The 11,761-nt window shown below is 45.1% G+C and carries 12 protein-coding genes, 1 pseudogene and 1 other annotated feature; of the genes and pseudogenes, 11 read left to right on the plus strand and 2 right to left on the minus strand.

Annotation, left to right across the window (positions count from 1 at the left end; translation table 11 throughout):
* The first annotated feature begins 6 nt into the window (after positions 1-6).
* The 8 genes from ABN702_RS03640 to pheA all read left to right on the plus strand — a co-directional run bounded on the left by ABN702_RS03640 (position 7) and on the right by pheA (position 6,193).
* Positions 7-1,464 carry an Rne/Rng family ribonuclease gene (locus tag ABN702_RS03640; protein ID WP_417899438.1) on the plus strand — a complete coding sequence of 486 codons (1,458 nt, stop codon included), beginning with the start codon at positions 7-9 and terminating at the stop codon, positions 1,462-1,464.
* 47 nt (positions 1,465-1,511) lie between these two features.
* Positions 1,512-1,599, plus strand: a sequence feature (ribosomal protein L21 leader region).
* A gap of 15 nt (positions 1,600-1,614) precedes the next feature.
* Positions 1,615-1,923, plus strand: a complete 309-nt coding sequence (rplU, locus tag ABN702_RS03645; RefSeq protein WP_417899439.1) for a 50S ribosomal protein L21 — start codon at positions 1,615-1,617, stop codon at positions 1,921-1,923.
* A gap of 15 nt (positions 1,924-1,938) precedes the next feature.
* The gene (locus ABN702_RS03650) at positions 1,939-2,265 is read left to right on the plus strand and encodes a ribosomal-processing cysteine protease Prp (protein ID WP_386640540.1); all 327 of its coding nucleotides are present in this window, start codon (positions 1,939-1,941) and stop codon (positions 2,263-2,265) included.
* A 12-nt stretch (positions 2,266-2,277) separates the two neighbouring features.
* Entirely contained in the window at positions 2,278-2,568 is a 291-nt protein-coding gene (gene rpmA, locus ABN702_RS03655) for a 50S ribosomal protein L27 (RefSeq protein WP_204416109.1), read from the plus strand.
* A gap of 230 nt (positions 2,569-2,798) precedes the next feature.
* A complete protein-coding gene (locus ABN702_RS03660) occupies positions 2,799-3,338 on the plus strand; it encodes a Spo0B C-terminal domain-containing protein (RefSeq protein ID WP_417899440.1) in 540 nt (179 codons plus the stop codon).
* A 131-nt stretch (positions 3,339-3,469) separates the two neighbouring features.
* Entirely contained in the window at positions 3,470-4,753 is a 1,284-nt protein-coding gene (gene obgE, locus ABN702_RS03665; RefSeq protein ID WP_417899441.1) for a GTPase ObgE, read from the plus strand.
* Positions 4,754-4,832: 79 nt separating this feature from the next.
* Positions 4,833-5,276: an ACT domain-containing protein gene (locus ABN702_RS03670; RefSeq protein ID WP_204416106.1), complete on the plus strand. Its 444-nt coding sequence runs from the start codon at positions 4,833-4,835 to the stop codon at positions 5,274-5,276.
* A gap of 50 nt (positions 5,277-5,326) precedes the next feature.
* Positions 5,327-6,193, plus strand: a complete 867-nt coding sequence (gene pheA, locus ABN702_RS03675) for a prephenate dehydratase (protein ID WP_417899442.1) — start codon at positions 5,327-5,329, stop codon at positions 6,191-6,193.
* Positions 6,194-6,243: 50 nt separating this feature from the next.
* Here pheA and ABN702_RS03680 read toward each other — a convergent pair.
* Positions 6,244-6,779 (minus strand): annotated as a pseudogene (locus tag ABN702_RS03680) (transcription repressor NadR).
* Between the two features lie 16 nt (positions 6,780-6,795).
* Positions 6,796-7,929 (minus strand): IscS subfamily cysteine desulfurase, encoded by a 1,134-nt coding sequence (locus tag ABN702_RS03685; RefSeq protein WP_417899443.1) that lies wholly within the window; start codon positions 7,927-7,929, stop codon positions 6,796-6,798.
* 151 nt (positions 7,930-8,080) lie between these two features.
* Here ABN702_RS03685 and nadB point away from each other — a divergent pair, with 151 nt between their 5' ends.
* The 3 genes from nadB (at position 8,081) to nadA (ending at position 11,666) form a co-directional block, all read left to right on the plus strand.
* Positions 8,081-9,640 carry an L-aspartate oxidase gene (nadB, locus tag ABN702_RS03690; protein WP_417899444.1) on the plus strand — a complete coding sequence of 520 codons (1,560 nt, stop codon included), beginning with the start codon at positions 8,081-8,083 and terminating at the stop codon, positions 9,638-9,640.
* A 14-nt stretch (positions 9,641-9,654) separates the two neighbouring features.
* On the plus strand, positions 9,655-10,494 hold the full coding sequence (gene nadC, locus ABN702_RS03695) for a carboxylating nicotinate-nucleotide diphosphorylase (RefSeq protein ID WP_417899445.1): 840 nt from the start codon (positions 9,655-9,657) through the stop codon (positions 10,492-10,494).
* A gap of 68 nt (positions 10,495-10,562) precedes the next feature.
* Positions 10,563-11,666, plus strand: coding sequence for a quinolinate synthase NadA (nadA, locus tag ABN702_RS03700; RefSeq protein WP_417899446.1), 1,104 nt, complete (start codon positions 10,563-10,565; stop codon positions 11,664-11,666).
* Positions 11,667-11,761: the final 95 nt, after the last annotated feature.

The raw sequence follows: 11,761 nt of genomic DNA on the forward strand, positions 1-11,761 counted from the left end.
ATTCCATTGACTGAGCTTATTATGAATCTTCGTGCAACGGAAAAGCGGGTTGCCGTGAAAGAGCAGGATAAAATAGTAGAGCTTCTTATTGAAAGGCCTACTACTGAACATATAGAAGGAAATATATATAAGGGTCGTGTTGTGAATGTTTTGCCCGGGATGCAGGCAGCCTTTGTCGATATTGGACAAAAGCAGCCCGGGTATCTTCACCGCGACCATTTGTGTTCCTATCAGTTATCGCCGCTTTCCAAGCAGGAAAAGGAAAAGCGTGGCATCTCCCATTTTGTCCATCAGGGAGAATCGGTCCTGGTGCAGGTGGCAAAAGAAGGCGAAGGGACAAAAGGACCGAAACTGACAGGGCTTATTGAATTTCCAGGAATACATATTGTGTATCAGCCTTATGGAAAATTTAAGGCGATTTCAAAGAAGATGAAAGAGGACAGCCGTAAGCAGTGGAGGGAGCATCTTTACAGTTGGTGTACAGAGGAAGAGGGTGTGATACTCCGTTCTGCCAGTGAACATGCCCCTGTGGAAGTGGTGGAGGATGAATTGGCAGCGCTGCAGCAGCAATACTTGGATGTGCAGGCAAAAATGTCCTCCTACCAAGTTCCCGGGCTCTTGCACAAAGAGGATCATTTTCTTGCAAAATTGCTCAGGGAAATCCCGAAAAGTGAAATCAAGCTTATGGAAGTGGACGATGCTCCAACCTTTCAGCTTTTGAAAAAACAGGGCTATCCGGTGCGCTTTTACGATGGAAAAGAAGATATTTTTGCACGAAGAGGAATCGATCAGGAGCTTGAAAAGGCGTTAAAGCGAATCGTCTGGCTCCCGGGTGGCGGCTACATCATTATCGAGCATACGGAAGCAATGACGGTAGTAGACGTCAATACTGGGAAATATGTCGGGAAGGCCGGATTGGAGCAGACGGTACTGAAGACCAATCTAGAAGCGGCAAAGGAAGTGGCGAGGCAGCTTCGCTTAAGGGAGATCGGCGGTATTGTCATTGTCGATTTCATTGATATGGCGAGTGTGGAAGAGCAGGAGCAGGTGCTTAAGATAGTCCGCGGGGAAGTGAAAAAGGACCGATCCGTAGTGAGGATCATCGGATTTACCGAGCTGCATCTTCTGCAGCTGACACGGAAAAAAATCAGGGAACCCTTGACTGGGATGCTTCTGCAAAAGTGTGATCCTTGTGTTGGAAAAGGAACGGTTTATTCATCCGAGACCATCGCTTTTCAACTGGAAAGGAAGCTGCTTGAGTACTATCGCTCGGATGTGGAGGCAATTATTGTGCAGCTCACAGAGGATGTTAAAAGTGTCTTGGATAAAATGCCTGATCTGGTAGAGCGTACAGGCATCGAAATTCACTATGTAAAGTTTGTGGGCAAGCCTGATTATGAGATTGTTTTTACAGGTTCCATACCCGATGCAAAAGATCGTCTAAAATCGCTGGAACCTTATTGACATTAGGCTTTTAAGTGTGCTAAGATGTTCTTTGTTAGTTTGTAGCACCCGTGCTACAACCGCACAGTCCAGGTTCCTGATAAATATGGGCGTATTCGTTACATATACCTGACACTGGCGAGTCTGAGTCTATTGAGGAGGTGCAAGAGAATGTACGCAATTATTGAAACAGGTGGTAAGCAAATCAAGGTTGAAGCAGGTCAAGCGATCTACATCGAAAAACTTGGTGCAGCTGAAGGCGATACTGTAACTTTCGACAAAGTTCTTTTCGTTGGTGGCGACAATGTTAAAGTTGGTAGCCCACTAGTAGCAGGAGCAACTGTTACGGCTAAAGTTGAAAAGCAAGGCCGTGCGAAGAAGATTACTGTATTCAAATACAAAGCTAAGAAAAACTACCGTAAAAAACAAGGTCATCGTCAACCTTACACTAAAGTTGTTGTTGATGCTATCAACCTATAATTTTAAGGTGATTGGATGATTAAAGTTACAATTAAACGAAACGATCAACAAGCTATCGATTCGTTTACCATAACTGGACATGCCAACTTTGCCAAAAAAGGGTCGGATATCGTGTGTGCGGGGGTTTCCGCTGTATCGTTCGGTGCAGTAAACTCCATTATATCACTTTTGTCTGTTACCCCACAAATTGAGCAAGGGGCAGATGGATTTCTTCGTTGTACGGTTCCCCGGGATCTGGAAGAATCGACAAAAGAAAAAGTACAGCTGCTGCTGGAAAGTATGGTCGTATCTTTAGAGACGATTGAACGTGATTATGGAAATTATATAACCATTTCTAAATAGGAGGTGGAATACATGTTAAGATTAGATCTTCAGTTCTTTGCTTCCAAAAAGGGAGTAGGTTCTACTAAAAACGGTCGTGACTCTCAATCAAAACGTCTTGGCGCTAAGCGTGCAGACGGTCAACAAGTTTCTGGTGGTTCTATTTTATACCGTCAACGCGGTACTAAAATTTACCCTGGACTAAACGTTGGACGTGGTGGAGACGATACGTTATTCGCGAAGGTTGACGGAATCGTTCGTTTCGAGCGTTTAGGCCGTGACCGCAAACAAGTTAGCGTATATCCTGTTGCTCAAGAAGCATAATCCTCAGAAAAAACTCTAGCCTGACATTAGGTTAGAGTTTTTTTATTACAAACTAGGTTCATCAAAACTAAACAGCAGCTTCATCATGGACCAACAAACTATAATGAATTCTACACCTTTTGTCGAATTCCTGCCGGGGTCTGGCCCCTCAAGTGCCCCTCAAGGAAGTTTATATGCTATAATCTTATACATATAAGAAAGTTTTGGAATTTTTGCTGGGAGTATGAAAAATGATGAAAAAACGAGACACGTTGGAGGTTCTGCGCCATTCCCGGCATGATTGGCTGAATCGGCTGCAGCTGATTAAGGCGAATATGTCGCTTGAGCGTTGGGACCGGGTTAACAATCTAATAGATGAAATTGTCCTGGAGTCCAATCATGAGTCCGGTTTAACCAACCTGCATGCGTCTATGTTTGCAGAATTTCTTATCACTTTTCATTGGGAGCCACGCCTGTTTTCCATGGAATATGAAGTGATAGGGGATGGTGCGTTAAATTTATCCGATTATGATGAATCCCTGTACAAATGGATTACGTCCTTATTCTCCCTTATAGAGACGGTTGTGAATAAAAAGGCGGAAAACCATTTGTTCTTAAGCATGCATATAGAGGAAAAGGAAATTCGTTTCTTTTTCGAATTAAGTGGAATAATAGAAAGCACAGACAAGTTATCCACCTGGATAGAAAATCAGCCAATCAGCTTTTTGGTTGAAGAAAGCCACGTCTCATCACAGGGATGCGAGATGCAGATCTGCTTTACCTGTGAATAAAGCTATAAAAATGATAACAACGAAAACATCCTCACATGGGGCAGTTTTCTTTTATAATGATTACGTTTTATGATGATTATGTATCGCAGGCCGAAAGATGGCTTTGCATTTTTAGATCGGAGTGAGAATCAATGTTTGTCGATCAGGTCAAGATTTATGTAAAAGGTGGAGACGGCGGGAACGGAATGGTTGCGTTCCGTCGTGAGAAATACGTACCGGATGGTGGACCAGCCGGAGGAGATGGCGGAAAAGGTGCAGACGTCATTCTTCAAGTGGAAGAAGGACTGCGCACACTGATGGATTTCCGTTATAAGCGTCACTTTAAAGCAAACCGTGGAGAGCACGGAATGTCCAAAAACCAGCACGGAAGAAACTCGGAAAGCATGATTGTCAAGGTTCCGCCTGGAACAGTGGTCATGGATGATGATACAAAAGAAACGTTGGCGGATTTAACTGAGCATGGCCAGCAATATGTCGTGGCAAAAGGCGGCCGTGGAGGTCGTGGAAACACGCGCTTTGCAACACCGAGAAATCCTGCTCCGGAAGTTGCAGAAAACGGTGAACCAGGTCAGGAGCGCTACGTTGTTCTTGAACTGAAGGTGCTTGCTGATGTAGGTCTTGTTGGATTCCCAAGTGTAGGGAAATCTACACTACTATCTGTGGTATCAGCAGCAAAACCGAAAATTGCCGAATATCATTTTACTACGATCGTTCCGAACCTCGGAGTGGTGGAAACGGAAGATGGCCGAAGCTTTGTCATGGCCGATCTACCTGGACTGATTGAAGGTGCTCACCAGGGTGTTGGACTTGGACATCAGTTCCTTCGTCATATTGAACGTACAAGGGTCATCATCCATGTAGTCGACATGGGCGGTCTTGAAGGTCGTGATCCGTATGAGGATTATGTAACGATCAACGAGGAATTGAAGGAATACAACATGCGCTTGACTGAACGTGCTCAGATTGTTGTTGCAAATAAAATGGATATGCCGGATGCAGAAGAGAATCTTGCTACCTTTAAAGAGAAGCTTGACGATGATGTAAAGGTATTCCCGATCTCGGCTCTTACCCGCAGCGGTTTACGCGATCTTTTATATGCAGTGGCAGATGAGCTGGAGCATGCGCCGGAATACCCTCTATATGAGGAAGAGGCAATTGAACAGCGCGTAGTGTACAAGCATGAGAAAGAAGAAAAGGGCTTCCGTATTACAAGAGATCCGGATGGTGCCTATGTTCTTTCTGGTGCAGAAATTGAAAAGCTGTTTGTGATGACAAACTTCAATCATGAAGAGTCGATCAAACGTTTTGCCCGTCAGCTTCGTGGAATGGGCGTAGATGAGGCACTAAGAGAACGTGGTGCCGAGGATGGCGACTTGGTACGCCTTCTTGAATACGAATTCGAGTTTGTAGAATAGAATGACTTTTTAGAGGGGGAGAAAGCACCCCCTCTTTCTTTACATAGGAAAATCCATATGGAACAAGGAGAGATGGTAGATGCTCGAGGAGAAGTTTTATTTAGTGAGGGAGGATGTACTGCCTGAAGCGATGAAAAAGGCCCTTGATGTAAAAGAAATGCTTGCAAGGGGTAAGGCTGATTCCATTGCGGAGGCGGTACAGCGTGTAGATCTCAGTCGCAGTGCCTTTTATAAGTATCGCGATACCGTCTTTCCCTTTCATACGATGGTAAAAGAAAAGATCATGACCTTGTTTTTTCACTTAGAAGACCAGACAGGGGCCCTATCAGAGCTTCTGGCAACCGTTGCTTCCGTGGGATGCAATGTCCTGACCATACACCAGACCATCCCGCTTCAAGGAAAAGCCAATGTCACATTATCCCTCGACATGTCAGGCCTAAAAGGGGATATACATGCTTTACTTTCCATGCTGAAGCGATTAGAATTTGTAGATAAAGTAGAGATACTGGGAACCGGAGCATAGTCAAACTGGTAATAAAAAAGAGACTAGACTAGCAGAGGAGAGGCGCAATAATGAAGGATAAAATCGGATATTTAGGACCTAAGGCAACTTTTACTGACATGGCAGTGACCAGTTTTTTTCCGAAGGGTGAGAAAAAGGCTTATGCCACGATACCTGCTTGTATGGATGCCGTATTGAATGGGGAAGTGGATTACGCAGTTGTACCATTGGAAAACGCAATAGAAGGCTCTGTTAACGTAACACTAGATTACTTGATTCATGATTGCCCTCTGCCTATAGTGGCGGAATTGATTGTCCCGATCAGTCAGCATCTGTTGGTGCACCCGGATCATGTGAAAAACGACGATCCGATTGAAGTGATCTATTCGCACTCCCATGCGATTGCGCAGTGCCATAAATTTTTACATAAGAAATACCCGAATGCCGTATATGAAACGACGTCTTCCACAGCTTCCGCGGCAAAGCTGATCTCGGAGCATCGACTATCCAAACGCTCAGCTTGCATTGCCAATAGCTTGGCGGCAAAAGAGTATAAGCTGTCCTTGCTAGCGGAAAACATCCATGATTATGAAAATAACCATACCAAATTTATTGTCCTGCATAGGGATGAAGCCATGATTACCGACAATCATTCTTCACATCATATCGAGAGTGAGAAAACGTCACTCATGGTGACATTGCCAAGCGATCAATCTGGTGCTCTGCATCAGGTGCTGTCCGCTTTCGCCTGGAGAAAGTTGAATCTTTCGAAAATCGAATCGCGTCCCATGAAAACGGGATTAGGCAACTACTTCTTCATCATTGATATCAATCAGCGCATGGACGAGGTACTCCTTCCAGGAGCTATTGGGGAGCTGGAGGCATTAGGTTGTTCGGTAAAAATCTTGGGAAGCTATACCAGTTATTTGTTGAAATAATAAAGGAGCAGATTCCTGTCGAATACAGGAACCTGCTCCTTTTTTGTTGTTTACTCGATCAGCATTCCGGCGTCCTTCAGCGCTCTGCAGGCAGCATCCAGTTTATCCTCCGATTCCGCTTCAAGAGTATGTAGGTGCGTTCCATCTGTCAGTTGAGATAGATACGCAGCTTTCGTTTCATGGATTTTTTTTATGAAATCATCCACTTCCGAGCGGGTGCTTACCATCACGGAAGCGGTAAGGTCCCCATAGACGGGATGCTCAATTTTCACATCCTTGATTGTGACACCGTGATCTACTATGATATAAAGCTCTTCCTCGGTTTTTTCGGGCGGATGGAAAGAGACGATGATGCGTTCTTTTTTCCTTTGATCCCCCGGTGGCTTCAAGTAGACATAGCCTTGACTCGTTGCAAGAATAGGCTCATTTTTGGCCTTCAACAGGGAGATATCCTGGACAATCACCTGACGGCTCACATTCGTCCGGTTGGCAAGTTCTCCGCCTGTCAAAGGTTTATCTTCCGTCTGCAGCCAGTGTAAGAGGAGTTCTCTTCGTTCTGCCCGAGTACTTTTTTCTCTTGATTCATTTGTTTTCGCTCCTTCTTACCCATTGGTTTCCTCCACAATTTCCTTTAAAGCCATAACCGCTCTTTCCACTTCGTAAAGCGAAGTATCCTTACCAAAAGAGAGTCGAATGAACTCTCGTGCTTCTTCGGCGGATTTTCCAGTAGCAAGCATGGTACGTGATGGGTTCTGTGAGCCCATCTGGCAAGCACTTCCGGTGGAAATCGCAATCTGTCTGCGATTGCACTCGAGCATCACATGCTGTCCCTCCAAGCCCTCTAGGCGAAGTCCGATGATATGTGGCAGGCAATTGGCTTGTTCCGCTTCCACGTGAACAGGCAGCCAGTGCTGTTTGAGTTTTTTCATAAAAGCATCACGCAGCTTCTCATGTTTTACCATGATGGTTTTCATGTTTGCGTGCATAGATTGTGCTGCAGCTGTAAAGGCCGCGATACCAGGTACGTTCACTGTTCCTGGCCGCATTCCACGTTCATGGCTCGCTCCCGCATATTGGGACTGCCAGGAAACGGACGGGTTGATATACAGTGCGCCTACGCCCTTTGGTCCATATATTTTATGTGAAGCGATGGACAGGCTGGAGAGACGCAACTTTTCTACATCTATAGGTATTTTACCAAAAGTTTGTACCGTATCACTATGAAAGAGGATTTTTCTCTCCTGAAGAATTTTTCCGACAGCCTCCAATGGCTGTATGATTCCTGTCTCTGAGTTGGCATGCTGGATCGAGACAAGGCAGGTTTCCTCTCTGATCTCTTTCTTCAATTGCTGTAGTGATATTAATCCATTATGGTCCACATCCAGGAATGTTACCTGATAGCCATCCTTCTCGAGCTGCCCGATAAGGTGGTAGATAGACGAGTGCTCCGTTGGTGTGGTAATGATATGGTTCCCTTTTTCCTTGTTTCCTTTTAAAAGGGTCCGTATGGCGAGATAATTGGACTCGCTGCCACCGCTTGTAAAATAAATCCCTTCTTTTTTTCCGTTGATCATTGCAGCGATTTCAGATCTGCACGTTTCCAGGAGCTGCTGGCTTGAGGTGCCGATATCATGTAAGCTGCTGCTATTGCCAAAGTAGGCTTGAGATACGTGTTGGAATACTTCCAGCGATTCAGCGCTCATTGGTGTAGTCGCAGCATAGTCTAAATAAATCATAGATAAACTCCCTTCAGAATAGGAGATATATAACTGCAAAAAAGCTGGTAAATCTTGCAGTCTAGTTCTCTCATAAAAATATTTCTTGTCATTAGTTTAAATTTATGTAAATATAGGTGTCAAGACACTTATGTATACAGGGGGTTTTTTTGTGTCTCCAAACTATGGTGATGTTATTGTTGTCGGGAGCGGATTGTCTGCTTTATTGACTGCAAAGTACTTAAGTAAGCATATGAATGTGATGGTTTTCACAAAGTCTAATAAATATGAAAATAATTCTTTTCTGGCACAAGGTGGAGTTGCCAGTGCGATAGCTGATACGGATACATGGCAGGAGCATTTTCACGATACGGTTCTTGCCGGCTGCAATCATAATGAACTGAATTCAGTGGAATTGTTAACGAAGCTTGGTCCCGGCATGCTTCAGGAGTTGATGGAAGCAGGAATGGATTTTGATAAAGATGAGCAGGGCATCCTTTCGCTAGGTATGGAGGGGGCGCATTCACAGAGGAGAATTTTACATGCTGGCGGAGATCAGACGGGGAAAAGGATGATGCAATGGCTTCATTCCCAAATCTCCCACTGTGTTCAGGTCGTGGAGCAGGAAACCGTCATTAAAGTTCTGACGGAAGATGATCGCTGTTGTGGCATAAAAACGGTCAACCGTTTAGGAGAACGAAAATCCTATTACGCTTCCCATATTGTTTTTGCCACAGGTGGTGCTGGCGCACTTTATTCCTACACGTCCAATGATCCAAGTGTGAACGGCATGGCGCTGGCGCTTGCCTACCAAGCGGGTGCCATACTTACAGATCTGGAGTTTATGCAGTTTCACCCCACCATGCTGCATGTGAATAACAAGGTAGTCGGCTTGGTGTCCGAAGCGGTTCGTGGGGAAGGGGCATATCTTGTCAACGATCATGGGAAAAGGATCATGCAGGGCATCCATCCACTAGAGGATCTAGCACCGCGGGACATTGTCTCCAGGGCAATTTTTCAGGAACTGGACCGGGGCGGCAAGGTCTATCTGAATATAGAGAACGTAATAAATTTTGAAGAGCGTTTTCCTACCATTTCGTATATGTGCACAAACCAAGGAATTCCTATGAAAAATAACCTTCTGCCTGTTGTACCTGGCGCTCATTTTTTCATGGGGGGAATCAAAACAGATCTGAATGGCGAAACGTCACTTAAAGGATTGTATGCAGTGGGTGAAGCGGCATGCAACGGTGTACACGGGGCAAATAGACTTGCTAGCAACTCACTGTTGGAGGCCATTGTTTTTTCAAAGAAACTGGCAGAACACCTGTTAAATAAACCGATGGGAAACTGTCGTGAGAAATTGAATGATCCTTTAACTAAAGCCAAATCCGACAAGCCATTCTTACCGCTCCCTGCTAAAAGCGAGCTCCAAGCAATGATGATGAAGCATGCGGGAATAGTACGGCATGCAGAAGGGCTGCAGAAGTTGAAGGGATGGCTTGAAGCGTATCAGCCATATTGGCAGGAGATTGATCGGTTGGAAGTGGATCTGTCCCTGGAAGAAACGGAACTAATTTTTATGCTGCAGATCAGTCATCTGATTGCATCCGCGGCTCTGGAAAGGGAGGAGAGCAGAGGGGCTCATTGCCGCTCTGATTTCCCTCAGGCTAGCGAGGCTTGGCTTCAAAAAAGGATTGTCCATCAGGAAAAAATAAAGCTGCTTGTGTAAAGGAGAGGAAAGAATTGAATCAGTTCAAACTGCAGGATATGTTGCGTGATTTCTTTAAAGAAGATATTGGGGACAGGGATCTGACCTCAGAAGCTCTATTCGGCGAGGATGCTACGGGTGCCGGTAATTTTATCGCAAAGGAAAACGGAATCTTTGTGGGGGAGTCCATTTTAATAGAAGCGTTTAAGCTTCTGGATCCTGAGACCTCCATCACCTTGAATAAGAAAGATGGAGAGCGAGTCGAAAAGGGAGAAACAATTGCAACACTCCATGGCAAAATGCGGGTTCTTTTAAGCGGAGAGCGCGTCGTGCTGAATCTCTTGCAACGGCTAAGTGGAATCGCCACGTTGACCAGAACGGCAGTGGATATGCTTGACAGTGAAACGACTAAGATCTGTGATACAAGAAAAACGACGCCAGGACTGAGAATGCTGGAAAAGTATGCAGTTGTTTGTGGAGGCGGCTCCAATCACCGATTTGGCCTCTATGATGGTGTCATGATCAAGGATAATCATATTGAATTCGCTGGCTCCATTACAGAGGCGGTGCATCGGGCACGTCAAAGAATAGGGCATATGGTGAAGGTGGAAGTGGAGACGGAAACAAAGGAGCAAGTCATGGAGGCGGTTAGTGCAGGAGCGGATATCATCATGTTTGATAACCGGACACCACAAGAGATACAGGAATTCATTCCATGCGTCCCTGACGGTATCGTTACAGAAGCCTCCGGAGGTATCACCCTTGAGAACCTGGCAGGCTATCGGAACACAGGCGTTCATTATATATCTTTGGGGTTTATCACCCATTCCGCACGCTCGTTGGATATAAGCTTTAACGTAGGATTGAAAAAATAAAGCTCTTTTCGGACCAAAAAAACAAACATATTAACAAAAACAGCTGAAAACAGAAGGGGAAGATTAACATGAATATCATGGACTTGATGAAAAAAGACAATAAGATGCTTCCCTCTCGCTACCTGGAGATGTCGAGAGAGGAAATGAGAGAACGGGTACTTGAAATTAAACGGAAGCTTGGCGCAGACTTGTTCATCCCGGGTCATCACTATCAGAAGGATGAAGTGATCGAATTTGCGGATGCTACCGGAGATTCGTTGCAGTTGGCCCAGGCTGCAGCCAATACGACCGCATCCTACATTGTGTTCTGCGGTGTTCATTTTATGGCAGAAACGGCTGATATCCTCACAAAAGAAAATCAGGTGGTCGTTCTGCCGGATATGCGGGCAGGCTGTTCGATGGCGGACATGGCAGATATTCATCAGACAGAGAGAGCCTGGGAAAAGCTTCAGCAGATTTTTGGGGATACAATGCTTCCCCTGACTTACGTCAATTCCACGGCAGCAATTAAAGCGTTCTGTGGAGAAAGGGGCGGAGCTACTGTAACCTCCTCGAATGCACATAAGATGGTGAGCTGGGCATTCACTAAAAAGGAGCGGATCCTCTTTTTGCCGGATCAGCATCTTGGAAGGAATACAGCTTTTGATCTGGGAGTCCCGCTTGAAGAAATGGCGGTGTGGAATCCGATTACCGATGAACTGGAATTTACCGGGGATCCGTCCACTGTAAAAGTGATTCTTTGGAAAGGGCATTGCTCCGTCCATGAAAAGTTTACGGTGGAAAATATCAGGAGTCTAAGAGAGGAAAAGCCTGATATGACCATTATCGTCCATCCGGAATGCACAAGGGAAGTGGTGGAGCTTAGCGACATGGCTGGCAGTACAAAGTATATCATCGATACGATCAATCAAGCGCCATCCGGAAGCAAATGGGCCATAGGAACCGAAATGAACCTTGTAAACAGGATCATCCAGGAACATCAGGACAAGGAGATAATATCCCTTAACCCTAATATGTGCCCATGTCTGACAATGAACAGAATCGACCTGCCTCACCTTTTATGGGCGCTCGAATCCATTGAAGACGGAGATGTTATAAATAGAATATCTGTAGAAGAAACTGTGGCAGAGAACGCTATCTTTGCTTTGGAAAAAATGCTGGAGAATGCTTAATATCATGAGGGGTATCCAAACTATTTAGTTGGATGTCCCTCTTTTTAATCATATATTTTCCTTTTGTCGCATAAGTTGAGGTGAAGAATAGTGGC

Origin of the sequence: Bacillus haimaensis (genome assembly GCF_048270625.1) — a bacterium.
GTDB classification, from domain to species: Bacteria; Bacillota; Bacilli; order Bacillales; family Bacillaceae_I; genus Sutcliffiella_A; species Sutcliffiella_A haimaensis.